The sequence below is a fragment of the Halomonas salipaludis genome (assembly GCF_002286975.1).
Taxonomy (GTDB): Bacteria; Pseudomonadota; Gammaproteobacteria; order Pseudomonadales; family Halomonadaceae; genus Franzmannia; species Franzmannia salipaludis.
Genome location: NZ_NSKB01000004.1, coordinates 181,710 through 206,729, shown reverse-complemented (window position 1 = coordinate 206,729; position 25,020 = coordinate 181,710). Strand labels below are relative to the sequence as shown.

At 65.4% G+C, this 25,020-nt stretch carries 23 protein-coding genes; 18 read left to right on the top strand and 5 right to left on the bottom strand.

The features are described 5' to 3' along the window. Positions 1-82: 82 nt before the first annotated feature. Entirely contained in the window at positions 83-208 is a 126-nt protein-coding gene (gene hemP, locus CK498_RS11480; protein ID WP_217987755.1) for a hemin uptake protein HemP, read from the bottom strand. A 180-nt stretch (positions 209-388) separates the two neighbouring features. Here hemP and CK498_RS11475 point away from each other — a divergent pair, with 180 nt between their 5' ends. The 4 genes from CK498_RS11475 to CK498_RS11460 all read left to right on the top strand — a co-directional run bounded on the left by CK498_RS11475 (position 389) and on the right by CK498_RS11460 (position 4,164). Next, the gene (locus CK498_RS11475; RefSeq protein WP_095621000.1) at positions 389-1,063 is read left to right on the top strand and encodes a zinc metallopeptidase; all 675 of its coding nucleotides are present in this window, start codon (positions 389-391) and stop codon (positions 1,061-1,063) included. 268 nt (positions 1,064-1,331) lie between these two features. Then, the gene (locus CK498_RS11470; RefSeq protein WP_095620999.1) at positions 1,332-2,351 is read left to right on the top strand and encodes an ABC transporter substrate-binding protein; all 1,020 of its coding nucleotides are present in this window, start codon (positions 1,332-1,334) and stop codon (positions 2,349-2,351) included. Then, complete coding sequence (locus CK498_RS11465) at positions 2,348-3,406, top strand: FecCD family ABC transporter permease (protein WP_217987754.1); 1,059 nt, start codon at positions 2,348-2,350, stop codon at positions 3,404-3,406. The genes CK498_RS11470 and CK498_RS11465 overlap by 4 nt, the downstream gene beginning before the upstream one ends. Then, positions 3,403-4,164 (top strand): ABC transporter ATP-binding protein, encoded by a 762-nt coding sequence (locus CK498_RS11460; RefSeq protein ID WP_095620998.1) that lies wholly within the window; start codon positions 3,403-3,405, stop codon positions 4,162-4,164. The genes CK498_RS11465 and CK498_RS11460 overlap by 4 nt, the downstream gene beginning before the upstream one ends. 35 nt (positions 4,165-4,199) lie before the next feature. On the opposite strand, the gene cmoB is transcribed toward CK498_RS11460, so the two are convergent. Genes cmoB through cmoA form a run of 3 tightly spaced genes read right to left on the bottom strand, consistent with a single transcriptional unit; the run spans position 4,200 to position 7,380 of the window. Beyond that, positions 4,200-5,186: a tRNA 5-methoxyuridine(34)/uridine 5-oxyacetic acid(34) synthase CmoB gene (gene cmoB / locus CK498_RS11455; RefSeq protein ID WP_095620997.1), complete on the bottom strand. Its 987-nt coding sequence runs from the start codon at positions 5,184-5,186 to the stop codon at positions 4,200-4,202. 25 nt (positions 5,187-5,211) lie between these two features. Then, the gene (locus CK498_RS11450; RefSeq protein ID WP_095620996.1) at positions 5,212-6,615 is read right to left on the bottom strand and encodes a phospholipase D-like domain-containing protein; all 1,404 of its coding nucleotides are present in this window, start codon (positions 6,613-6,615) and stop codon (positions 5,212-5,214) included. 24 nt (positions 6,616-6,639) lie between these two features. Then, positions 6,640-7,380: a carboxy-S-adenosyl-L-methionine synthase CmoA gene (gene cmoA / locus CK498_RS11445; protein ID WP_095620995.1), complete on the bottom strand. Its 741-nt coding sequence runs from the start codon at positions 7,378-7,380 to the stop codon at positions 6,640-6,642. Positions 7,381-7,485: 105 nt separating this feature from the next. Between cmoA and pgi the strand changes: the two genes are divergently transcribed. The 13 genes from pgi to CK498_RS11385 all read left to right on the top strand — a co-directional run bounded on the left by pgi (position 7,486) and on the right by CK498_RS11385 (position 23,275). Further along, the gene (pgi, locus tag CK498_RS11440) at positions 7,486-9,189 is read left to right on the top strand and encodes a glucose-6-phosphate isomerase (RefSeq protein ID WP_095620994.1); all 1,704 of its coding nucleotides are present in this window, start codon (positions 7,486-7,488) and stop codon (positions 9,187-9,189) included. A 28-nt stretch (positions 9,190-9,217) separates the two neighbouring features. Continuing rightward, positions 9,218-9,874 carry a YqiA/YcfP family alpha/beta fold hydrolase gene (locus tag CK498_RS11435; RefSeq protein WP_095620993.1) on the top strand — a complete coding sequence of 219 codons (657 nt, stop codon included), beginning with the start codon at positions 9,218-9,220 and terminating at the stop codon, positions 9,872-9,874. A 12-nt stretch (positions 9,875-9,886) separates the two neighbouring features. Then, positions 9,887-11,767 carry a DNA topoisomerase IV subunit B gene (parE, locus tag CK498_RS11430; RefSeq protein ID WP_095620992.1) on the top strand — a complete coding sequence of 627 codons (1,881 nt, stop codon included), beginning with the start codon at positions 9,887-9,889 and terminating at the stop codon, positions 11,765-11,767. 244 nt (positions 11,768-12,011) lie between these two features. Then, a complete protein-coding gene (gene parC / locus CK498_RS11425) occupies positions 12,012-14,264 on the top strand; it encodes a DNA topoisomerase IV subunit A (RefSeq protein ID WP_095620991.1) in 2,253 nt (750 codons plus the stop codon). Then, entirely contained in the window at positions 14,261-15,490 is a 1,230-nt protein-coding gene (gene serB / locus CK498_RS11420; RefSeq protein WP_095620990.1) for a phosphoserine phosphatase SerB, read from the top strand. The genes parC and serB overlap by 4 nt, the downstream gene beginning before the upstream one ends. A 50-nt stretch (positions 15,491-15,540) precedes the next feature. Next, positions 15,541-15,789: a TIGR02647 family protein gene (locus CK498_RS11415; RefSeq protein ID WP_095620989.1), complete on the top strand. Its 249-nt coding sequence runs from the start codon at positions 15,541-15,543 to the stop codon at positions 15,787-15,789. A gap of 110 nt (positions 15,790-15,899) precedes the next feature. After that, positions 15,900-17,621 (top strand): HD domain-containing phosphohydrolase, encoded by a 1,722-nt coding sequence (locus CK498_RS11410; protein ID WP_095620988.1) that lies wholly within the window; start codon positions 15,900-15,902, stop codon positions 17,619-17,621. A gap of 90 nt (positions 17,622-17,711) precedes the next feature. Continuing rightward, the gene (locus CK498_RS11405; protein ID WP_095620987.1) at positions 17,712-18,542 is read left to right on the top strand and encodes an ion transporter; all 831 of its coding nucleotides are present in this window, start codon (positions 17,712-17,714) and stop codon (positions 18,540-18,542) included. A 96-nt stretch (positions 18,543-18,638) separates the two neighbouring features. After that, entirely contained in the window at positions 18,639-19,685 is a 1,047-nt protein-coding gene (locus CK498_RS11400) for a M4 family metallopeptidase (protein ID WP_095620986.1), read from the top strand. 25 nt (positions 19,686-19,710) lie between these two features. Continuing rightward, positions 19,711-20,058, top strand: a complete 348-nt coding sequence (locus tag CK498_RS11395) for a protealysin inhibitor emfourin (protein WP_095620985.1) — start codon at positions 19,711-19,713, stop codon at positions 20,056-20,058. A gap of 173 nt (positions 20,059-20,231) precedes the next feature. Further along, positions 20,232-20,426 (top strand): hypothetical protein, encoded by a 195-nt coding sequence (locus tag CK498_RS25770; RefSeq protein ID WP_141246943.1) that lies wholly within the window; start codon positions 20,232-20,234, stop codon positions 20,424-20,426. After that, positions 20,423-22,129 carry a 2-isopropylmalate synthase gene (gene leuA / locus CK498_RS11390; RefSeq protein WP_095620984.1) on the top strand — a complete coding sequence of 569 codons (1,707 nt, stop codon included), beginning with the start codon at positions 20,423-20,425 and terminating at the stop codon, positions 22,127-22,129. The genes CK498_RS25770 and leuA overlap by 4 nt, the downstream gene beginning before the upstream one ends. A gap of 30 nt (positions 22,130-22,159) precedes the next feature. Continuing rightward, positions 22,160-23,275, top strand: a complete 1,116-nt coding sequence (locus tag CK498_RS11385) for a hypothetical protein (RefSeq protein ID WP_095620983.1) — start codon at positions 22,160-22,162, stop codon at positions 23,273-23,275. A 12-nt stretch (positions 23,276-23,287) separates the two neighbouring features. On the opposite strand, the gene epmB is transcribed toward CK498_RS11385, so the two are convergent. Continuing rightward, on the bottom strand, positions 23,288-24,316 hold the full coding sequence (epmB, locus tag CK498_RS11380; RefSeq protein ID WP_095620982.1) for an EF-P beta-lysylation protein EpmB: 1,029 nt from the start codon (positions 24,314-24,316) through the stop codon (positions 23,288-23,290). Between the two features lie 106 nt (positions 24,317-24,422). Here epmB and efp point away from each other — a divergent pair, with 106 nt between their 5' ends. Further along, entirely contained in the window at positions 24,423-24,989 is a 567-nt protein-coding gene (efp, locus tag CK498_RS11375; RefSeq protein WP_076747105.1) for an elongation factor P, read from the top strand. The last annotated feature ends 31 nt before the right edge of the window (positions 24,990-25,020 follow it).

Here is a 25,020-nt window from a genome sequence, read left to right as displayed (position 1 = left end):
GGTTCCCTTGCGTGTATCAGGAGAGGCGGCTGGCTGGGTGGCGAGTAGCTACCTGGCTGGCAGTATCGGTTGTATGGTCGAATTACGAGGTCAGAATCAGTTTGCCGTTGCGCGTCTCGCGCAGCTGGTACTCGCGGCCGCGATGCTCGATGATCAGCACGCCGCGTGTGTCGAGCAGTTGCTCGCTGGCGATGCGACCCTGACGCATAGCGCTGCGCCTGGGGTCGGCGTCCGAGGTTGGCGAGTGTGGTGGCGGTGAGGTCATGAGCATGGCCCGGTATGTGGCTGTCTTTTAAACGCGAATAATTATTGTTTGTTTTGTGGCGCGCGTCAAGCCTGGGGCCGCCGAGCCTCGAGTGTCGATCGAGGACAGAGGAGTAATAGCGCTATGCTGATCATTGCACTGGTACTGGTGGCGGCTGTGTTCATCCTGCCCAACTACTGGGCCAAATGGGTGCTGAATCGCCACGCCCGGCAGCGCAGCGATTATCCCGGCAGTGGCGGTGAGCTGGCCAGGCATCTGCTCGATCGGCTGGGCATCGAGGGAGTGGAGGTGGAGGTCACCGAGTATGGCGATCACTACGACCCTGCCGCGCGGCGGGTGCGGCTGTCGCCGGAACACTATGAGGGGCGCTCGCTGACCGCGGTGACGGTGGCCGCCCATGAGGTGGGGCATGCCATCCAGCACGCCCGCGGCTATACGCCACTGCTGGCGCGCACACGGCTGGTGGGCGTGGCCCAGCAGGCCGAGAAACTCGGTGCGGTACTGATGATGGCCGCACCTTTCCTGTTCATCCTCACCCGCCTGCCCGGCGGCATGCTGATCGTGGTGCTGGCGGCGCTGATCAGTTTCGGCACCGCGGCGCTGGTGCACCTGATCACCTTGCCGGTGGAGTTCGACGCCAGCTTCCAGCGCGCGCTGCCGCTACTCAAGCAGTATATCCCGCCTTACGACATGCCTGCCGCTCGCCACGTGCTGACCGCCTGCGCCTTCACCTACGTCGCGGCCTCATTGGCCAGCATCCTCAATCTGGGCAGATGGCTGGTGATTCTGCGCCGCTGAGTCGTTTTCCACCTTTCGCTACTCCGGTACCGATGGCCGCCGCACGGCAAGGGAGGCCGTTCGGTTGGGTGGTGGCAGCATATTGCGTAGCGAAGGATTTGGGATTATATTGCGCTCGCACGCAAATGCGTATCAGTCTCTTTTGTCTTGCTGGCTAGTCCTGAGCGTGGCGTGCCTGGTGGAGACAACCGAACGCTGAGGTGCTGTGCAATTCTATACCTGGCAGCCGCATAGCCAGAGACCTCAACGACATAAAGATGGATGCTAGATGAAACGTCTTGTTACCTTTACGGGGATCTTCGCCGTGCTGGGGCTGGCGATTAGCCCCGCCTTTGCGAGCGACACGCAATACCCATTGACGCTGAACAACTGCGGGGTAGACGTCACCTTCGACAAGGCGCCCGAACGGGCTGTCGGCATAGGTCAGGCCAGTGCGGAGATCATGCTGCTGCTCGGCCTCGAAGACCAGATGGTGGGCACCGCCTTCTGGCCGAACCAAGTCTTGCCGCAGTTGGCTGAGGCCAATGCCAAGGTGGAGGTATTAACAGTCGAGTTTCCTACTTTCGAGTCTATTCTGGCAAAAGAGCCGGATCTCGTGACGGCTGCTCTGCCTAGCCTGATAGGCCCATCCAGCAGAGTGGCGACACGGGAGGACTTCGACAGCGTGGGGGTGGCGACCTACTTGTCCCCCAACACCTGCGTTGCTGAGGGGGCGGCCAAGGATAAGTTCGGCTACGGCAGTCGCGACCAACTCTGGAGCATGGACGGCCTATATCAAGAGATCGATGAGATCGCTCAGATCTTCGACGTCAACGATAGGGGGCAGGCACTGATCGAGGATCTTGAGCAGCGTGAAGCCGCACTGCGGGCAGCGACTCCCGAAGGTGACGAGCCGCTCTCCTTTGTCTTCTGGTTCTCCAGCCCGTCGCCGTCTGCGGATGCTTATCTTGGCGGTAAGAACGGCGCGTCCGGCTTTATCGCCGACGTGTTGGGCGGCACCAATGCCATTGACTCTGACGCTGAATGGCCAGCACTTGGATGGGAAAGCATCATCGCGGCTGACCCAGATGTCATCGTGGTAGCCCGCGTCGACCGTAACCGTTGGGATTTGGACAACTCAGACGCCAAGATCGAGTTTCTCAACTCGGATCCCGCGACCCGCGAAATGAAAGCGGTCAAGAACGGGGCGATCGTTGTCATGGACGGCCATGCCATGGATCCGACGGTGAGGACGATCTTTGGTGCCGAAGAGGTGGCAGAACAGCTGAAGGTGCTTGGTCTGAGATGAGCGCCACAATCGACATGCCGCAAGCGGCTGAGCGCCTGCCACGCCTAGTGTGGGTGGCAGGGCTGCTGCTCGGCTCGTTGGTGGCGATTGGGCTGGTGGTAGGCATTAGCGTCGGGATCGGCGATATGCCGATCCCGCTGTCCACCACCTATGCGGTGATCACCAACAAGCTGGGTTGGACGTCGTTCGAACTCAATCGTATCCACGAAGCCATCGTCTGGGATTACCGCTTGAGCCGGGCATTGGTGGCTGCCTTCTGCGGTGCTGGACTGGCACTGGCTGGCGCCATCATGCAATCGATGCTGCGCAATCCGCTGGCAGAGCCCTATGTGCTGGGCATCTCCGCCGGGGCATCGACCGGCGCCGTACTGATCGTCATGCTGGGGCTGGGCGCTGGCGCGGTGTCGCTGTCGATGGGAGCGTTCATGGGAGCCTTTGCCGCCTTCCTGTTCGTGGCGCTTCTCTCGAACGGTGCTCGCGGCGGGGCCGACCGCACGATATTGGCCGGTGTCGCGGCATCGCAGCTGTTCAACGCGGTGACCTCCTATTTCGTCACCACTGCCGGCAATGCGCAGCAGGCGCGCGACGTGATGTTCTGGCTGCTCGGCAGCTTCGGTGGCGTGCGCTGGCCTGATTTTTTCCTGGTCTCGGTCGTGGTTGGGTTGGGGCTGGTGGCGTGCCTGTGCTACGCACGGGTACTGGATGCGTTCGCCTTTGGTGACGAAGCCGCGGCTTCTTTGGGGGTCAATGTCGGTCAAACGCGGATCGTCCTGTTTGCGCTGACGGCCGTCATAACCGCCACCATCGTCAGCATGGTCGGCACCATTGGCTTCGTTGGCCTGGTGGTTCCCCACGCGGCGCGTTTCGTGGTCGGCCCACGCCACGCCGTCCTGCTGCCTGCCTGTGCCATCGTGGGGGCGATCTTCATGGTGGTAGCAGATATTGCCTCTCGCGTGCTGATTCCGCAGCAATCCCTGCCAATCGGCGTGGTCACGGCGCTGGTGGGTGTTCCGTTCTTCTCTGTCATTCTTTATCGGTTACAGCGCGCATCATGAGTATCAAGGCCGACAATCTATTCTGGAAAATCGGCACCAAGAGGGTGATCGATGGTGTCTCCTTCGAAGCCGAACCGGGTAAGCTACTGGGGGTGCTGGGCCCCAATGGCTGTGGCAAAACCTCGCTGCTACGGCTGCTGGCCGGGCTGAAGCGACCGCATGCCGGACAGGTCATGCTGGATGGGCAAGAACTCTCGACCTTTCGCCGCCGGGCCATTGCCCAGCGAGTCGCCTTTATCGAACAGCACGCCACGACCAATGCCAGCCTCAAGGTGATCGATGTGGTCAAGCTTGGCCGCTTCCCGCACCGTTCGATGCTATCGGGCTGGACGCGCGAGGACGATAGGTCGGTCAACGAGGCTCTCGAGCGTACCGGGATGAGCGCAAAGCGTGATGATGCCTGGCATAGCCTATCTGGTGGGGAGAAACAGCGTACCCATGTGGCACGGGCCCTGGCTCAATCCCCTAGAGAGTTGATTCTCGATGAGCCGACCAACCATCTCGATGTGCAGCACCAGATCAACCTACTGCGGCTAGTCTCCAGCCTGCCGATGACCAGCATCATTGCGCTCCATGACCTCAACCACGCCGCTATGTATTGTGATCGACTGCTTGTCATGCAGGCAGGTCGGATCGTGGCCTCCGGTGCTCCTGAAGAGGTGCTGACCCAGCGCCTGTTGCGTGATGTCTTCTCGGTGGATGCCCATGTGGAGACCTCGCCCCACCATGCGCGGCCGCATATTCACTTCCAGCGCTAGGGCGTCCCTCGGCGAGTGAGCCCGCGGTGACACGCCTAGCCCGGCCGGTTGGCGATTACCACTGCGCGTCGCGGCGCAGGATAGCCCTCACGGGTGCGGGTCGGGTCGTCGGGGTCGAGGAAGTCGGCCAGCGACTGGAAGGTCATCCAGTCGGTTGAGCGCTGCTCGTCGAGGGTGGTGACGGCTTCGTCGACCACGCGTACGTTGCTGAAGCCGCAGCGCTCGAGCCACTGGCACAGCGCCGCCGAAGAGGGCAAGAAGTAGACGTTGGGCATCGCCGCGTAGCGCTCGCCGGGCAGCAGCACGGTGGTTGCGTCGCCCTCCACCACCAGGGTCTCCAGCACCAGCTCGCCGCCGGGGCGCAGGGCCTCCTTCAACTGCTCTAGATGCTCCAGCGGTGCGGGGCGATGGTAGAGCACGCCCATCGAAAACAGCGTATCGAAGAACGCCAGCCTCTCAGGTACCTCCTCGATGCCTACCGGCAGGAAGTGGGTGCGCCCGCCGTCGGCGTCGCCGACGAAGTGACGCACCGCCTGGAACTGGTAGAAGAAGCGCGGCGAGGGGTCGATCACCAGCACGAAATCAGCGCCGGCGCCGGCCATGCGCCAGGCGTGATAGCCGCTGCCGCCGCCGACATCGAGCACGCGGCGCCCGCGGAGGTCGGCGAGGTGTGGGGCGAGGCGCTGCCATTTCCAGTCCGAGCGCCACTCGGTATCGATGTGAATGCCGCCCAGCCGATAGGGGCCCTTGCGCCACGGCATCAGCTTGCGCAGCAGGTTCTCGCACTGGCGGCGCTGGCTGTCGCTGAGAGCGAGCTCGACGCTGACGGTATCGGCATCCAGCGTCACCTCGCGCGCCTCGGGCAGTACCGGCAGCTTGGCGACGGCCTTGTCCCAGGCCGGCAGGTCGCCGTAGCGCTGGCGGTCGAGGCCGCGCGCCAGCTGCTCGGGCAGGCGCGCCAGCCAGGTATCCAGGCCCTGGTCGACGAAGGCGTGGTAGAGCTCGCGGTGGGGGTGGGGCATGGGGTTCTCGCTGTCTTGCGCGTGACTAGAAGGTGCACCAGCCACTGGCTTCCATCAGCCGATACTGCCAGTAGCGGCGCCGTGAGGCGTCGAGGTATGCCTCGACGCCGAGACTGTAGTGCTCGGCGGCGGTGTTGTGCCAGTGGCGTTCGAAGGCGTCGCGGGCCGCTGCGATTATCGGATCGTCGGCATTGGCGACCAGTTCGAGATCGGCCTCGAAGTTGAGGTCGTCGAGGCTGCGCCGGGTGTAGTTGGCCGAGCCCAGTAGCAGGTGGGCGGGGCGCTCGTCGGCGTGGCGCAGCAGCACTTTGCTATGGGCCTGCTCGCCGTGGGTGTCGCTCCAGCGCAGCTGGATGCCGGCGGCCAGTAGGTCGCTGGCCGCCTGGCGATTGGGAATGCCGCTGCCCGAGACGCCAAAAGCGTGGTGGTTGGGGTCGAGCAGTACGCGTACCCCAACACCCCGCGCCACGGCCCTGGCCAGCGCAGCGATCACGCCGCGGTGGGAGAGGTAGAGCACCTCGATATCGAGCCGCTCGCCGGCACGGGCGTCACTGATGATCGCCAGCAGGGCGCGCTTGATGGCGCCTTCGCTGAGCAGCCGTAGGCGCGGGTTACGGCCGCTTGCGTTGGTGTCGGCGACTCTCGGCTGGGCGTGGTCGATGGTGACGCCGCTGCGCGCGGCGATCTCGCGCTCTGAGGCGAGCAGATCGAGGGCCACGTCGCCGGAGACGCGCAGCGCCACGTCACGGTAGTCGCTGCTGTCGTCGTCGGCGTTGGCCGAGCTGACCACGGCGGTCCAGTGCTCGCCCTCATCGACCACCAGCGTCTTGCGGTGGTTGGCGTTGAGGTTGAGTAGCGTCAGGTAGCTGCGCAGGCCGACCTTGCCGGGCCCCAGCGGGTTGGGCAGCCAGCGCAAGCAGAGTCGCCATAGCGCGGTCCAACTCGGGTTGGGATCGCGGCCGATGGTCAGGTCGGTCGTCGCCACGCGGATGCCGGCCGCTTCGAGCTGGCGGTGGTGACTCAGCTCGCGCCCGCCGTAGACGCTGTTGATGGGGTCGGTGATGACCACCATCTCGACCTCGGGGCGCTGGCGCTTGCGTGCCAGCAGGGCATCGCGTAGCGCCACCGATACCCGCCGATGGCAGTCGCGGCAGTCATCGGCGGGGTCGTTGAACTGGAAGATATCCAGCACCACCAGCGTCTCGGCCTGGCCGATCAGGCGAAATATCTCGTCGAAGATCTGCTGGCGGCAGTGGCGCTGGCCGTCGGCGTCGACAAAGGTCTCGTCGAGCAGTAGCTGTGGGGCGATCGGTTCACGCCATGGCGCCTCGACGCCGAGGCCGGGGGGCAGCGGCTTGCGCGAGTGCCACCAGGCCGTGGCCAGATAGAACGTCAGCGCGACAGCGCCCAGCCAGGCCCAGGCGCTCATGGCATCCCTCTCATGGCCAGCTCCTCACGGCTTGAAGGCGATCAGCGAGGCGAAATTGAGATACTGGAACCACACCTGGCTGCGCGCGAAGCCGGCACGCGCCAGGCGTGCCTGATGGGCCGCCAGCGTGTCGGGCACCAGCACGTTCTCCAGCGCATTGCGCTTCTGGCTGATCTCCAGGTCGCTGTAGCCGTTGGCGCGCTTGAAGTCGTGATAGCGCTCCACCAGCCAGGCGTTGTCCTGCTCGTCCTCGGCGACGATCTTCTCGGATAGCACCAGCACGCCGCCGGGCTCGAGGGCCGAGTATAGTGCTGCGATCACCGCATCGCGGTCGGTGGGGGGCAGGAACTGCAAGGTGAAGTTGAGCACCACCATGCCTGACGGCCGGTAGTCGAGGTGGCGGATATCGCCCTCGACGACCTCGATGCAGTGCTCGGGAGACTCGCTGGCAAACGTCTCCCGGGCACGGGCCACCATGGCCGGCGACAGGTCGACGCCGGTCAGGCTGAAGGCTTCGGGGGGCAGACGGCCGGCCAGGGCCAAACCCACTGCGCCCAGCGAGCAGCCCAGGTCGTAGACGTGGGCGCCGTGGCGCAGGTGGCGCTCGGCGATCACGCCCAGCATGCCGAGGATCTGGCCGTAGCCCGGCACCGAGCGGCGGATCATGTCGGGAAAGCAGGCTACCACCCGTTCATCGAAGGAGAAGCGCGCCAGCCGATCCAGGGGTGTCGAAAAGATGGCGTCACGGTAAGATGCATCACTCATGGCGTTGCTGCGGGTCCGGACCAAGGTTCGAGCATTTTACGCGCCGCGACGCCAGGCTGCACGAATCCACGGCGCCGTGCGCGGCACCGATCAGGGAGAGAGACGATGAATCAGGAAGATCGCATCGATCAGAGCGGCGCCTGGCAGGCGCTGGAGCGCCACGCCGGCCAGATGCGAGACGTGCATCTGCGCGAGCTGTTTGCCACTCAAGGGCGCTTTGCGCGCTTCAGTCGCGAGGCCGCGGGGCTGATGCTGGATCTTTCCAAGCAGCGCTGGAGCGACGAGACCTTTGCGCTGCTGCTGGCGCTGGCCCGCGAGGCTGAGGTGCCCCAAGCGATTACCCGGCTGCTCGACGGCGAGCGCGTCAACCGCTCCGAGGATCGCCCGGCGCTGCACACCGCACTGCGCCTGCCGGAGAGTGCGCGACTCGAGGTCGAAGGCGAAGACCTGGTGCCGGCGGTGCACGCCACCCTGGCGCAGATGCAGCGCATGGTCGACAAGCTGCATGCCGGCCAGTGGCGTGGCGCCACCGGCAAGGCGATCAGCGATGTGGTCAATCTCGGCGTGGGTGGCTCCGATCTGGGGCCGCTGATGGTCACCCACGCGCTGGCCGACTACCACCCCGAGGGCGTGCACGAGGTGCAGGTGCACTTCGCCTCGACCATGGACGGCTCCCAGTTGGCCGACTATCTGTCGCGGCTCAACCCCGAGACCACGCTGTTCGTGCTGTCGTCCAAGTCGTTTACCACCATCGATACGCTGTCCAACGCGCGCACTGCCCGCGACTGGCTCTACGCCCGGCTGGTATGCAGCCGCAGTGACGCCGGCAACGGCGCGGCGGCCGAGATCGACCGCGCGCTGGTGATGCGCCAGCACTTCATCGGCGTCTCGGCGAGCCCCGACAAGATGAGCGAATGGGGCATCGCCGCGGCCAACCAGCTGGAGTTCTGGGAGTGGGTCGGCGGACGCTACTCGCTGTGGGGGGCGATCGGCCTGCCCATCGCGCTGGTGGTGGGCATGGACAATTTCCGCGCACTGCTGGATGGCGCCCACGCCATGGATCGGCATTTCCGTGAGGCGCCGCTGGAGGACAACCTGCCGGTGTTGCTGGGGTTGGCGGGAATCTGGAACGTCAATTTCCTGGATATCCGCGCCCACTCGATCCTGCCCTACGACGGCCGCCTGGAGTACTTCGCCGCCTATCTCGAGCAGCTGGAGATGGAGTCCAACGGCAAGTCGGTAACCAACGACGGCCAGGTCACGCCCTATTCCACCTGCCCGGTGCTGTGGGGCCAGCTGGGGCCCAACGCCCAGCACGCCTTCTACCAGCTGTTGCACCAGGGGACCCAGCCGGTGGAGTGCGACTTCATCGCACCGATGCGCCGCTACGATCGGGTCGAGGACGACGCCACCCGAGCCCACCTCAAGGCTCAGCACCGCCTGACCCTGGCCAACTGCTTCGCCCAGTCGCGGCTGCTGATGCTGGGCGACGACGCCATCGACGAGGACGGCCCGCGACCTAGCCACAAGCGTTACCGCGGCAACCAGCCGTCGACCACCCTGCTGCTCGAGCGGCTGTCGCCGGCGACGCTGGGGGCGCTGATCGCCCTCTATGAGCATAAGGTCTTCGTCCAGGCGACGATCTGGGGTATCAATCCCTTCGACCAGTGGGGTGTGGAACTCGGCAAGCAGATCGCCGGCGAGACCGAGCAGATCCTGTCGAGCCATGTGGGCCTCGAGCGCATGGACGACTCCAGCCGCGGGCTGATCGAGGCGCTGTGGGCGGCGGAGCGCAAGGCGGAATCATGATGCTGTTGATTTGTACAGGAGTTGCGCTATGCTGACGACTGCCGCTGCCATACCGGCGGCGACAGGCGTACTCTACCTGCACGGCTTTAACAGCGGCAGCGGCTCGCCCAAGGCGAGACTGGTGGCGAGTGGCTGTGATGCGCTCGACGCCGGGCCGCTGCCCTGTGCCACGCCGCAGCTGCCGCATCGCCCCAACCAGGCCTTGGCGCTGGCCGAGTCGCAGCTCGCGACGCTTGGCTCGCAGCCGCTGCTGGTGGGCAGTTCGATGGGCGGTTTCCTGGCCAGCTGCCTGGCCGAGCGGCATGACCTGCGTGCGGTGGTGATCAATCCCGCGGTGCGCCCGGCTGGGCTGGTCGAGGGCTGGCTGGGCGAGGCCTTCGTCAATGAGTACACCGGCGAGCGCTTTACCATCGAAGGCGCGCATCGCGACGAGCTGGCCGAGCTGACCCCGGCACGGCTCGATCCGCGCCGCTACCTGGTGCTGCTGGGCACGGCCGACGAGACCCTGGATCCACGCGATGCGGCCGCCGCCTACCGCGGTGCAGCGATGATCCTGCAGCCGGGGGGCGATCACGGCTTCAGCGCCCTGGGCGAATTTTTGCCGGCGCTGTTCGCCCACGGGGGCCACCGCCTGGCACCCGGGGGCATGGCGCGACCACGCCTGGACGACGACTTTCACCCATAGCCTGGACGACGCATGACGCAATACAGTGCAAGTTCGATCGAGGTACTCTCTGGCCTCGAACCGGTGCGCAAGCGCCCCGGCATGTATACCGATACCAGCCGGCCCAATCACCTGGCCCAGGAAGTCATCGACAACAGCGTCGACGAGGCGCTTGCCGAACACGCCCGCGAGATCCGCGTGCGGCTGCTCGACGATGGCGGCATCGAGGTCAGCGACGACGGCCGTGGCATGCCCATCGACGTGCACCCGGAGTACGGCGTCACCGGTATCGAACTGATCCTCACCAAGCTGCATTCCGGCGGGAAGTTCTCAGCGTCCAGCTACCGCTTCTCCGGGGGGCTGCATGGGGTCGGGGTATCGGTGGTCAATGCGCTGTCGACACGCCTCGAGGTCGAGGTGATGCGCGACGGCAATCGTCACTTCATGGCCTTCGAGCATGGCGACAAGGTCGCCGAACTCGAGGTGGTCGGCAGCTGTGCCAAGCGCCTTACCGGCACCCTGGTGCGCTTCTGGCCCGATGTGAGCTATTTCGATAGTCCCAAGCTGTCGCTGCCGCGCTTGCAGCACCTGCTGCGCGCCAAGGCAGTGCTCTGCCCGGGGCTCAAGGTTACCCTGGTCGAGGCCGACGGCAGCGAAAGCGAATGGCAGTACGAGGACGGCCTGCGTGACTACCTGGCCCAGGCCACCGATGGCTATGAGGTGCTGCCGAGCTCGCCCTTCGTTGGCCACTACAGCGATGACGAACAGGGCGTCGACTGGGCCATACAATGGCTGCCCGAGGGCGGTGAGCCGCTCACCGAGAGCTACGTCAACCTGATCCCCACGCCGCTCGGTGGCACCCACGTCAACGGCCTGCGTTCGGGGCTGCTCGAGGCGCTGCGCGAGTTCTGCGACTACCGCAGCCTGCTGCCGCGCGGTGTCAAGCTGACCGCCGACGACCTCTGGGAGCGGGTCTCCTACGTGCTCTCGGTCAAGATGCTCGACCCGCAGTTCGCCGGCCAGACCAAGGAGCGGCTGTCGTCGCGCACCGTGGCGGCATTCGTCGCCGGGGTGGTCAAGGACGCCTTCTCGCTATGGCTCAACCACCACGTCGACCAGGCCGAAGCGCTGGCCGAGCTGGTGATCAGCGCCGCCCAGCGCCGCCAGAAGAGCGCCAAGAAGGTGGCGCGCAAGAAGGTCACCTCAGGCCCGGCGCTGCCCGGCAAGCTGGCCGACTGCTCCGGCCAGGACCCGGTGGCCAGTGAGCTGTTTCTGGTCGAGGGCGACTCCGCTGGCGGCAGCGCCAAGCAGGCCCGCGACCGCGAGACCCAGGCGATCCTGCCGCTGCGCGGCAAGATCCTCAACACCTGGGAGGTCGAGTCCCACGACATCTACGGCTCCCAGGAAGTCCACGACATTGCCGTGGCCATCGGCATCGATCCGGTCAGCGAGGATCTTTCCAAGCTGCGCTACCACAAGATCTGCATCCTCGCCGACGCCGACTCCGACGGGCTGCACATCGCCACCCTGCTGTGTGCGCTGTTCGTGCGCCACTTCCCGGCGCTGGTGGATGCCGGCCATGTGTTCGTCGCCATGCCGCCGCTGTACCGCATCGACCTCGGCAAGGAGGTCTTCTACGCCCTCGACGAGAGCGAGAAGACCGCCACCCTCAAGCGTCTCGAGGGCAAGCGCGGTACGCCCAACGTGCAGCGCTTCAAGGGCCTCGGCGAGATGAGCCCGCTGCAGCTGCGCGAGACCACCATGGCCCGCGATACCCGGCGCCTGGTGCAGCTCACCCGCGAGGTTGGCGATGGCACCATGGAGATGATGGACATGCTGCTGGCCAAGAAGCGTGCCGGCGACCGTAAGAACTGGCTGGAAGACTACGGCAACTTGGCCGATATCGAGGTGTAGCGCCAAACTTAGCGGCGCCGGGGGCAGCTCAAAGGGTAATCTGTCCCGACTTTGCTGGGAGCCGTAAGCTGGAAGATACCGAGGCTAGCGGCACCGGGGACAGCTCAAAGAGGAGGTTCTGCGCCATGGATGGCGCAGGTAGCGCCCAGGGATGGGTTTACAGCGCCTCCTCGACGAGCTGTCGCCGGTAAAGCCGCGGGTTGAGCAGAAGATGATTCTTGAACCCTGACCAGGGGCTTATCGAATGACCATGGATATCCACGTGGCGGAGGGCGACGTCGAACGTCTCTCACTGCGCGAATACACTGAGAAAGCCTACCTCGACTACTCGATGTACGTGATTCTCGACCGCGCCTTGCCGCATATCGGCGACGGCATGAAACCCGTGCAGCGGCGCATCATCTACGCCATGCGCGAGCTTTCGCTCAACGCCAGTGCCAAATACAAGAAGTCGGCGCGTACCGTCGGCGACGTGCTCGGCAAGTTCCACCCGCACGGCGACAGCGCCTGCTACGAAGCGATGGTGCTGATGGCCCAGTCGTTCAGCTATCGCTATCCGCTGGTCGACGGCCAGGGCAATTGGGGTAGCCCCGACGATCCCAAGTCGTTCGCCGCCATGCGCTACACCGAGGCGCGGCTGTCGAAGTTCGCCGAAGTGCTGCTCGCCGAGCTCGGCCAGGGCACCGTCGACTGGACGCCCAACTTCGACGGCACCATGAACGAGCCGGTGGTGCTACCCGCGCGCCTGCCTCATGTACTGCTCAACGGCGGTACCGGCATCGCGGTGGGCATGGCCACCGATATACCGCCGCACAACGTCAATGAGGTGGTCGAGGCCACCTGCCATCTGCTGCGCCATCCCGAGGCCACCACGGCTGAGCTGATGCAGTATCTGCCGGCGCCGGACTTCCCCTCAGCGGCGGAGATCATCACCCCCCGCGACGACCTGGCCAAGCTCTACGAGAGCGGCCGCGGCTCGGTCAAGCTGCGCGCCCGCTACGCGATGGAAGAGAGCAGCATCGTGATCACTGCACTGCCCTACCAGGTCAGCGGTTCCAAGGTGCTGGAGCAGATCGCCGCTCAGATGCAGGCCAAGAAACTGCCGATGGTCGCTGACCTGCGCGACGAGTCGACCCACGAGGAGCCGACCCGGCTGGTGATCGAACCGCGCTCCAACCGGGTCGACATCGAGTCGTTGATGGCGCACCTGTTTGCCACCACCGACCTCGAGAAGAACATTCGCGTCAACATGAACGTGATCGGCCTCGACGGCCGGCCGCGGGTGCTGGCGCTGCCCGCGCTGCTTGGCGAGTGGCTGCGCTTCCGGCGTAGCACGGTGCGTCGCCGCCTCGAGCACCGCCTGGGCAAGGTCGAGGATCGCCTGCACCTCCTTGAGGGCCTGCTCGTCGCCTACCTCAATATCGACGAGGTGATCCGTATCATCCGCGAGGAAGACGCCCCCAAGCCGGCGCTGATGGAAGCCTTCGGGCTCAGCGATCGCCAGGCCGAGGCGATCCTCGAACTGCGGCTGCGCCACTTGGCCAAGCTCGAAGAGTTCAAGATCCGCGGCGAGCAGGATGAGCTGCTGGCCGAGCGCGACCGTCTGCAGGAGCTGCTCGGCAACGATGCCGCCCTGACCGACCTGATCGAGGAGGAAATTCGCGAGGCGGGGCGCGAGCACGGCGATGCGCGGCGTGCGCCGCTGGTTGAGCGCGAGGACGCCAAGGCGCTCTCCGAAGTCGAACTGCTAGGCGCCGACCCGATCACCGTGGTGCTCTCCGAGAAGGGCTGGATCCGCAGTGCCAAGGGGCATGAGATCGATCCCGAGGGACTCTCCTACAAGTCCGGCGATCGCTTCGCCCTGGCCGCCCGCGGCAAGACCAATCAGCCGCTGGTGCTGCTCGACGATACCGGGCGCGCCTACACCCTGGCCGCCCACAATCTGCCCAGCGCCCGCAGCCAGGGTGAACCGGTCACCGGCCGGGTCAACGTGGTGGCCGGGGCGCATATGGCAGGGCTGATGCTGGCGCCGCCCGACACGCGCTACCTGCTGGCCTCCGACGGCGGCTACGGGTTCATTGCCTGCCTGGAGGACCTCACCGGCAAGAACAAGGCCGGCAAGGCGGTGCTCAGCCTGCCCAAGGGCTGCAACGTGCTGCCGCCGCAGCTGCTGCCGGCCACCGAGGGCTGCCTGGTGGCAGCGGTGTCCAACGAAGGCCGGCTGCTGGTGTTCGACCTCGACAGCCTGCCGCAGATGGCCAAGGGCAAGGGTAACAAGATGATCGACATTCCCGGCTTGCGCGCTGCGCGACGCGAGGAGTTCGTACGCGACCTGGTGGTACTCGGCGCGGGCGATGCGCTAGTGATTCATGCCGGCAAGCGCAAGCTGACCCTCAAACTCGACGACCTGGCCTACTATCGCGGCGAACGTGGCCGGCGCGGCAGCAAGTTGCCGCGCGGCTTCCAGAAGGTCGATGCCCTGGAGGTCTCGGCATGACGCGACGACTCTTGATTCGCGCCACCGGCACGGCGTGTCCCGGCCAGCTGGCCGGCCTCGGCAAGGCGCTGGCCAAGGGTGGCGCACGGCTGCTCGACATCAACCAGAGCGTGACCTTCGGGATTCTGTCGCTGGAGGCGCTGGTCGGCATCGAGCGCGACGAGGATCTCGAGGCGCTGCTGGCCGAGAGCGGTGCGGCGCTCGGTCTTGATGTCCAGGCCATCCAGGTATCGGCCGAGGACTATCAGCGCTGGAGCAGCGAGGCCAGCCAGCCACGGCTGATCCTGACGTTGCTGGCGCCGCACCTGCCGGCGGGAATCCTCGCCGAGGTGGGGGCGCTCACCGCCGAGCACGGCCTCACCGTGGAGCTGATCCACCGCCTCTCCGGCCGCGAGCCGCTGGACGGCGGCGTGCCCCGCGACCACCACAGCATCCAGGGCGCCTGCGTGGAGTGTTGGCTGCGCGGCGAGGAGGTCGACCTCGACGCCCTGCGCGAGAAAGCACTGGCGCTGGGCGCCATGCACGGCGTCGATATCGCCATTCAGGAGGACTCGATCTGGCGCCGCCATCGTCGCCTGGTGTGCTTCGACATGGACTCGACGCTAATCCAGACTGAGGTGATTGACGAACTCGCCCGTCGCCACGGCGTCGGCGACGAGGTTGCCGAGATCACCGAGCGGGCCATGCGTGGTGAGCTCGACTTCCAGCAGAGCTTCCGCCAGCGCATGGCCAAGCTCAAGGGGCTCGACGAGTCGGTGCTGGCCGAGATCGCCGAATCGCTGCCGCTAATGGATGGTGTCGAGCGCCTGATGGCCCAGCTCAAACGCCTCGGCTACCGCACCGCGATCCTCTCCGGCGGCTTTACCTATTTTGCCGATCATCTGCAGCAGCGCCTGGGCTTCGATGAGGTACATGCCAACCAGCTGGTGATCGAGGACGGCAAGGTCACCGGCGAGGTGCGCGAGCCGATCCTGGATGCCGATCGCAAGGTCGAGCTGCTGCGCGAGATCGCTGCCCGCGAGGGGCTGGCCATGGAGCAGACCATTGCCGTCGGCGATGGGGCCAATGATCTCAAGATGCTCGCCGCCGCCGGGCTTGGGATCGCTTTTCGCGCCAAGCCGCTGGTGCGCCGCCAGGCGCGCCAGTCGATTTCGACCCTGGGGCTGGATGCGGTGCTCTACCTGATCGGCTATCGACAGATCGACCTGGAAGACGGACACTCCTAAGTGTTAACGCCCAGCGCACGTCTGCACGACAAACACAATACGAGGCCGCCATGACCTACACAGCCGAGCTGCTCGAAGAGCTGAAGATTCTACGCCTGTTCAACCTGGCCACCACCCAAGAGGGCATCAAGGTGCACTCGAGTGCAGAAGCCGAGGCCATCGCCGCCACCCGGCGGCTCTACGAGAAGGGGCTGGTGACCCAGGAGGACGGTGGCTATCTGACCACCCTGGGCCACGATGCAGCCCATCACGCCCAGGATCTGCTGACCATCCTCAATGGCCCGATCATGGTAGGCTGACAGCTGTGCGATATGTAACCCTAAAGTAACCGCGGCGCCGGCCGATACCCCTGTATCGGGCCGGCGCCGTAGCGTTGGCGATATCCGCAGGATGACAGACGAGGGCCCGCATGGAGCCTAGCGACAGCCACGTAGTGGTTGATAATACTGGTGAAATCAATGCCTTATTGGATGGGCTCAGTGAGCCCGGCGGTGCCTCGCTGGCCATTGGCGAGCCGCCCGGGGAGCCCATTCCGGCGCTGCTGATGGCGGTGGAAGAGGGGAGCTCGCTGCTGGTCGATATCACCGCAGTGCGCGAGATCGCCAATGAGATCGGCGGTGTCAAACCGCTGCGGTTGATGGGCCAGGCCCGCGGGGCGATGCTGACCACGCCGCCGCTGGTGTTTCAGGGCTGGGTAGAGGCCCCTGGGCGGTTGCAATTCCGCTGCGATTACCCCGAGCAGCTGTGGGTCATGCATCGCCGCGAGGTATTTCGCGCCGAGCTGGGGCCGGGCATGTCGGTCGCCGCCACGCTGGGCTTCGACGATGGCCAGGAGCGCGTGGAATTGGCTGGCCAGCTGAGTAACCTATCGCTGGGGGGCTGCCTGCTCGAAGTCCCAATGAGCGCCGCGGTGCACCTGCGGTCTGGGCAGCACCTCGAGGCACTGACGCTGCGTTTTCCCAACCGGCAGCAGCTCACCACCAGCGCTTTCGTACGACACATTCAAGCCGATGGCGAGCAGCAGGTGCGCCTCGGCTGTGAGTTTGCCGATGTAAACGCCGAGCTGGAGCGACGGCTGTGGTACTTCGTGCGTGAGATCGAGCGGGAAGGGGCGCGCAATGGGTTGGAGGGCAATCGTGACCTGTCGCCCTCGGCGCTGTTCGCCGCTGACGAGAATACGCCGGCGTCCGTGCCTGCCCGCAACCACGGCGCCGACTACGCCACGCCCATGGCGCGGCGGCTGGCCAAGGTCGCCGCTTATCTGGACCGCCAGCTGCTGCAGCTGATGGAGGGCCAGCAGGTCGATGCCGGGCTGCTCTCTAGACATAGCGATACGTTGCTGGGCCTGCTCGAGGAGGATCGCGAGGCGCTGCTGTTTGCCAGTGTGTGCCTGGTCGACGATCCGCTGCTGATTCAGCACGGCATCGGCGTGGCGGTGAGGCTGGGCGACCTGGCCGTGGCTCAGGGGCTGCCTCGGGATGTGTGCAAGGCGCTGGTGGCCAGCGCCATGCTCCACGACCTGGGCAAGGCACTGCTGCCGTCACCCCTGCGTCACGTATTGCGCCGTGCGACCGCCCTGGACGATGCCCAGCGCAGCGAGATGCACCAGCACGTCGCGCTGCTCGAGTCGCGTCTCGACGCTTGTCGTTGGCTGTCGCCGGCAATTCGCAGCGCCGTGGTGAGTGGCATCAATGAGCGTCTCGACGGCAGCGGCTATCCCGCCGGGCGCCGGGGCGAGCAGCTCGAGTCGCTATCGCGCATGGCGGCAGTGGTCGATGTGGCCGACGCCATGGGGCGGCCGCGGGCGGATCGCCCGGCGCGTAGCCCGAGCGAGATCTATCGCCACTTGCTGGGTCAGCCTGGCGCCTTCGACCGCGAGTGGGTGCAGCGCTACATCCGCCGCTTCGGGATCACCCCGGTGGGCAGCCTGGCGCGCTTTGCCAGCGGTGAACTGGGCTGGGTGCAGCGTCTCGACCGGCATGGCGCGCTGCGCCAGGTGCAGCTCACGCCGCGCCCGGTGCAGCCCGGCAGCGAACTCGGCGAGGTGCTGCGTGACGCCCAACTGGCGAGGCTCGGCAAACCCGAGGCGTTGGTGGTGGCACGCCCGGCCAGCCAGGTGACCCGAGGCTGACCGGGCGACTGCTCGCTGACGTGGCGAAACGACGAATGTGCTACCATGGCGCGCCGTTTCGGCGTCAGTGAGCGACCCCGGTGTGACCCCATGAATCAACCCTTCGATACCTGGCAGGCGCGCTTCGAGCGTCTGCGCAGCAACAAGATTTTCGAGACCTGCGTCATCGCCATCATCATCATCTCGGCGCTGCTGGTGGGGGCCAAGACCTACGAAGAGACCAGCCGCTTCGAGCAGGTGATGCGTGTCTTCGACATGGCGGTGACCGGCTTCTTCCTGGTCGAGATACTGATTCGCATGGCGGCGGAGAAGCGCCTGCGCGACTTCTTCAAGAAAGGCTGGAACATCTTCGACTTCCTGATCGTCACTGCCAGCATGATCCCGCTGGAGGATTCGGAGATGGTGCTGCTGGCACGTCTGCTGCGGATCTTCCGCGTGCTGCGCCTGGTGTCGATGATCCCCGAGCTGCGCATGCTGGTCTCGGCGCTGTTCAAGTCGATTCCGCGGATGGGCTATGTGGCGCTGTTGATGTTCATCATCTTCTACATCTATGCCGCCATCGGCAGTTTCCTGTTCCACGACGTCGACGAGAGCTTATGGGGCAATATCTCGCTGGCGATGCTGACGCTGTTCCAGGTAGCGACTTTCGAGAGCTGGGCCACGGCAGTGCTCTATCCGACCATGGAGCATTACGGCTACAGCTGGATCTACTTCCTGTCGTTCATCTTCCTCAACGCCTTCATCTTTCTCAACATGATGATCGGCATCGTGCTCGATGTGATGCAGAAGGAGAATACCCTGATGGAGCTCGAGAGTGGTGAGGGCGAGGCCGCCGAGCTCCACGGCCTGCGTAGCGACGTGCGCGAGCTGCGCGACCAGCTCACGCGCATGGAAGCCCTGCTGCAGCAGCGGGATCGATGACGGAACCTTCGTCAAGGATGTGAGCCTCATGAGGAAGAGACATCGCTGGTTGACCCAGCGATGTGCCACCGTCATATACCGACTGGGACGTGAGGTATGACCGACATCCAGCACGTTTCGCGGCCGTTCGTGCCGCCTTATCTGCTTGAACGAATTGCTTCCGGTGGTAGCCAGCGATTGCGTGAGTGTGCCCGGCATACGTTGCTTGCCGACCGGCAGTTCCGGGCGCGTGAGGGCGCGGCGCACTTGCCGCAGGGGAGTTCGGCGCGCGGCCAGGTGGTGCGCTACATATATTCTGCCGGGCAGCGGCAAGAGCTGCCGGGGCGGCTGGTGAGGCGCGAGGGCGACGAAGCCGAGAGTGGCGATGCGGCCATCGACGAGGCCTACCACGGCCTTGGAGCGACCTATCGCTATTTCTGGGAGAAGCACCAGCGCCACTCCATCGACGATCGAGGGATGGCGTTACAGGCCACGGTACATTTCGGTCGCGACTACGAGAACGCCTTCTGGGACGGCACCCAGATGGTCTTTGGCGATGGCGACGGTGAGCTGTTCAATCGCTTCACCATCGCCTTGGACATCATCGCCCACGAGCTGACCCATGGTGTGATCCAGCATGAGGCGGATCTGGTCTACGCCCACCAGGCCGGCGCACTCAACGAGTCGCTGTCGGATGTGTTCGGTAGCCTGGTCAAGCAGTACCGGCTGGGGCAGCGTGTCGAGGAAGCCGACTGGCTGATCGGTGCTGGGCTGTTCACCGAGCGTGTGGCGGGGCGCGCCCTGCGCTCCATGGCCGACCCTGGCAGTGCCTATGATGACCCGCTGCTGGGGCGTGACCCTCAGCCAGGGCATATGCGTGATTTCGTCGAGACCGAGGATGACAACGGTGGCGTGCATATCAACTCCGGGATTCCCAATCGTGCCTTCCATCGCCTGGCCATGGCGCTGGGCGGCCATGCCTGGGATGTCGCTGGCCCGTTGTGGTATGCCACCTTGCTGGATGAGCGTCTCGGGCGTGAGAGTGATTTCACGGCCTTCGCGGAATTGACATTGGACAACGCCGGGCAGCGCTACGGGCAGGGCAGTCGCGAGTGGACGGCGACCCGTGATGCCTGGCGGGATGTCGGTGTGGCAGTGAGGTAGCGAAGACGTAGCGAGGCGATACCTAATGAATGCCGGTACCGAGTGCCAACCACCGCCACTGGGCATCTCCAGCCGCCTCAGCCTGCGTCGCGAAGGCGGTATTGCACACTTCCCCGGGTTGGCGCAGCCGCGCTTGGTATGCTGCGATCGGCTTGGTGAGGCCCAACGCGAGCGGCTGTGGCAATTGTTGGCGGAGGCCGCGCGCTGCGCAGCAGCGCCGATGGCCACCGACGCCGTCGACCGACGCCGCTTTCATCTCGCCATCGAAGATGCCGAGGGGCGGTGCCAATGGTCCGTGGAGCTCGACGAGCAGCAAATGCCCGGGGCATTGCTGCGTCTATGGCGTGACCATAAGCCCCTGAGCCGGGGATAATTCGCCTACCAATGGCGATGAGGCTTGACACCTTGGCAGCAGACTGATTTGCTATGCGCATGAACACGACATTTCTTCGCCTACGCCTAGCCCTACGACTACTAGCCGGCCGCTGATCGCGCCGGGCGATGCTGCGCATCGCATCTTCTAGTCACGCTACGCCGAGGGTCGAAATGTCTCACTACCGCTTTACTGCTGATGCAGCCACCGTTACCGCATACGCCGAGTGCCGTGCCATTCGCCGTCATGTCGTTGCCGCCACCCAGTGCTGCAGCGACCCAGCTGTCTACGCCCCGACGCGCCCGCTGCGCTCGGGGCGTTTTCGTTTCTCGATGCCTCGTTCCCATGCCCTGGAGATCACGCCATGATGCTCACCGACCCGTCCGTCAAGTACCGCCCTTTCGTTGCCGTCGACCTGCCCGACCGGCAGTGGCCCAGCCAGCGCATCGAGTCGCCGCCGATCTGGTGCAGCGTCGACATGCGCGACGGCAACCAGGCGCTGATCGACCCCATGGACATGGAGCGCAAGCGGCGCTTCTTCGCGATGCTGGTGGAGCTGGGTTTCAAGCAGATCGAGGTCGGGTTTCCGTCGGCATCGCAGATCGACTTCGACTATGTGCGTGAGCTGATCGAACAGGACCTGGTGCCGGACGATGTGACCATTCAGGTGCTGACCCAGGCGCGGCCGCATCTCATCGAGCGCACCTTCGAGGCGCTGCAGGGCGCCAAGAACGCCATCGTGCACGTCTACAATGCCACCGACCCGATGTTCCGCCGCGTGGTGTTCAACGTTGACAAGCCCGAGTGCATCAAGATCGCCACCGATGCCACCGCACAGATTCGCGATCTGATGGCGGCGCGCCCCGAGACCCACTGGACCTTCCAGTACTCGCCGGAGCTGTTCACCTCCACCGAGATGGACTTCGCCGTGGAGATCGTCGAGGCGGTGATGGCGACCTATGGCGCCACCGCCGAGAAGCCGATGATCGTCAATCTGCCGGCTACGGTGGAGGTTGCCACACCCAATAACTACGCCGACCAGATCGAGTGGTTCTGCCGCAATATCAATCACCGCGACCGGCTGATCGTCAGCGTCCACCCGCACAACGACCGTGGCACCGGCGTCGCCGCCGCCGAGCTGGCGGTGATGGCCGGCGCCGACCGTGTCGAGGGCACGCTGTTCGGCAACGGCGAGCGCACCGGCAACGTGGATATCGTGACACTGGCCATGAACCTGTATACCCAGGGAGTGCACCCGGGCCTCGATTTCTCCAATATCACGCCGATCATGCGTGAGGTGGAGTACTGCAATCAGCTGCCGGTCCACCCGCGGCATCCCTACGTCGGCGACCTGGTGTTCACCGCCTTTTCCGGCTCCCACCAGGATGCCATCAAGAAGGGCATGTCCGAGCGCCGCAACCACCCTGAGGCGGTGTGGGACGTACCTTACCTGCCCATCGACCCGCTCGACGTGGGCCGTAGCTACGAGGCGGTGATCCGGGTCAATAGCCAGTCGGGCAAGGGCGGGGTCTCCTACCTGCTCGAGGAGGAGCACGGCATCGAGCTGCCGCGCCGGCTCTCCATCGAGTTCAGCCACGTGGTACAGGACGTCGCCGAACGCACCGGCAAGGAGATCACCTCGCAGATGATCTTCCAGGCCTTCGCCGACGAGTACCTCGAGCAGACCTCGCCGCTGGCGCTGATCAACCATCGGCTCTCCTCCGAGGCGGACAGCCCGAGGGTGACGCTGGAAGCCGCCATCGACCAGGACGGCCAGCGCCACACCATCGCCGGTGCCGGCAACGGTCCGCTGGCGGCCTTTATCAAGGCCCTGGCGGCCCACGGCGTCGACGCTGAGATCATCGACTACCACGAGCACTCCCGCGGCCAGGGCTCGGATGCCGAGGCGGTGGCCTACGTCGAGGTGCGTCTCGGTGAGGAGGCGGTGTTTGGCGTCGGAATCGACGAAAGCATCACCAGCGCCTCGATGAAGGCGGTGATCAGCGCCGTCAATCGCCACCGCTCGACCCAGGCGCCGGCGGCCAACGTGACGGCCGCTAGCCTGGCATAAGCAAGTTCGTGGAGCAGGGAGGGGGAGGTCATGCGGTCTTGGCGGGTCATGGCGTTGGTCGCCGTGCTGGTCGCTGGGATGCTGTCCGCGGCGGCCTCTCATGAGCCATTCGAGGCCAGGCTGGTGCGCTTGGAGGTCGAGCGGTCCCTTCCCGCGCTTGAGCCATCACTGCGCGAGGAGTCACCGGAGATCAACGTGCTCTTTCTCAGCTTCGCCGCGGATCAGGCGCTGTGGATGAGCGCCTCCTTGGCGATCATGCGCCACGGCGATATCGCGCGCAGCACGCTGCTCGATTACGGGCTGTCTCCGCAATTTCAGGATCTGCTGGTGCGCTACGGCGCGGATGCGGTACTGCCGGTGAGTTACTTCCGCGATCACGACATCGCCACCCTGCGAGCAAGGCACTGGATTGGTGAGCGCTATCAGCAAGTCAGCGACTGGTGGAGCGATGAGAGCGAGCATGCACCCGGGATGGCGGAGTTGACGCCCTACCGCCGCGGCCAGATGGGTATTGCGCTGCTGGCGTCACACGGCCACGGGCTGCTTAACCAGTTCGTGGTCAGCGACGAGGGCAGCGTGGAGTGGCTACAGGGCGAACGCATGGTAGCGGGCGTGGGAGACTTCTTCACCCGTGGACTGCGCGACCTGGAGAGCCAGTGGCGACAGGGCGAGGCAATAGGCGCAAGCGATCTGGGCTGGGCTGGTGTCGATCTGTTGGTCATGGCGAGTACCGTCAAGGTGCTGAAGGCCGGCCGTACGGCGCGTGGTGCGCGGGTGGGTAGCATTGAGGCCCGGGGTGTCCGGCAAGGGATGCGCCAAGGCATGGTCGCCACCGGCGGGCGCTTCGCGGCCCTGCCGCGCATGGCCAAGGTGGCCGCGGTGGCCGGTACCGCCTATGTGGTCGTTCGCCACCCCAGCTTGGTCAGTGCGCTTGGTGCCAATCTCGCACGCTGGCTCGGCTGGCCGGCCTGGCTGGGCCAGTTCCTGATCTGGTTTGCTGTGCTCTTCCCTCTCTTGGTCATTGCGCGCTGGGTATATCGTTGGCTACTTGCGCCGCTGCTATGGCTGCTGATGCCGCTCCTGCGCGCGGGGTTCAGCGCCATGAACGCGGCGTTATCCGAACGCGCCGCGGGCCGAGCTGAATGACATGCGAATTAGCTACAGCGGCGTCTTGCTCGCTTCGCCAGGTATCTCGCGCACCAGGCGCGGCATCAGAAAGCCCGGCAGCGCCTTGCGCAGCTCCGCGACCAGCGTGCGGGCCTCTGCATCGGACACGTCGAAGTGCGCCGCCCCTGACACTGGGTCGAGCACGTGGAGGTAGTAGGGCAGCACACCGGCTTCGAACAGCCGCTCGGAGAGCGCGGCCAGGGCATCGACGCTGTCGTTGACGCCGCGCAGCAGCACGCTCTGATTGAGCAGGGTCACGCCAGCGCGCGTCAGCCGCTCGCAGGCTGCCTCCACCGCGTCGTCGATCTCGTTGGCGTGATTGATATGCAGCACCACCACCTTCTGTAGCCGCGAGGCCGCCAGCCAGTCGAGCAGGGCGTCGTCTATCCGGTCGGGGATCACTACCGGGAGGCGGGTGTGGATGCGCAGCCGCCTGAGATGCGGGATCGCCTCGAGTTCGCCCACCAGCCAGGCAAGCTGGCGGTCGCTGGCGGCCAGCGGGTCGCCGCCGGAGAGGATCGCTTCGTGAATGCTGCTGTCGTTGCGCAGGTAGTCGAGGCTCTCCTGCCACTGCGCCCGGGATGGCGCGTTGGCGTCGTAGGGGAAGTGGCGGCGGAAGCAGTAGCGGCAGTTGATGGCGCAGGTCGGGCTGGCGATCAGCAGCACCCGGCCGGCGTACTTGTGGATCAGCCCGCGACGCGGGGTATGCGCCGCCTCGGCCAGCGGGTCGTTGACGAACCCTGCGGGGGTCTCGGCTTCGGCGGCCAGCGGCAGCACCTGGCGCAGCAGCGGATCGTGGGGATCGCCGGGCACGATGCGGGCCAGATACGCCTCGGGCACGCACACCTCGAACAGCGCATGTCCGGTCGCGGCGCCGGGCAGCCAGGCGGGGTCGAGCCCCAGTCGCCGGCACAGCGCCTCCGGGTCGCGGATGGCCTGGGAGAGCTGGCGTTGCCAGCTGCCGTCGGTGGCCAGCAGCGGGGTTGCGGTCTGCACTTTGGCGGGGCTTCGGGTTATCATGCGGCACACTCAACATGGCAAGGCGGTGGGCGAGGCTCGTCGTCGACATTCTCTGCGCGTGAGCCGGGCCACCGGTTTACGGCGTCAGCATCATTAGCGAGGCATCATGGCGAACTATTCTACCAACGAATTCAAGGGCGGTCTGAAGGTCATGCTCGACGGCGACCCCTGCTCGATTGTGGAGAACGAATTCGTCAAGCCGGGCAAGGGCCAGGCCTTCAGTCGTGTCAAACTACGCAACCTGATGACTGGCCGGGTCTGGGAGCGCACCTTCAAGTCCGGCGAATCGCTGGAAGGGGCCGACGTCCTCGAGCTGGAGATGGAGTACCTCTACTCTGACGGCGAGATGTGGTACTTCATGATGACCGATGGCTCCTTCGAGCAGTATGCCGCGGAAAAGCGCGCCCTGGGCGATACCGAGAAGTGGCTCAAGGAGCAGGTGGCCTACACCATCACCCTGTGGGACGACAAGGTGATCAACGTCAACCCGCCTAACTTCATCGAGCTGGAGGTCGTCGAGACCGACCCCGGCCTCAAGGGCGATACCGCCCAGGGCGGCTCCAAGCCGGCGACGCTGTCGTCGGGGGCCGTGGTGCGCGTGCCGCTGTTTATCAACCAGGGCGAAGTGTTGAAGATCGATACGCGCAGCGGCGAGTATGTCTCCAGGGCATAACGGCTGAGAGCGGCGCCCGGGGCAGGCGGTC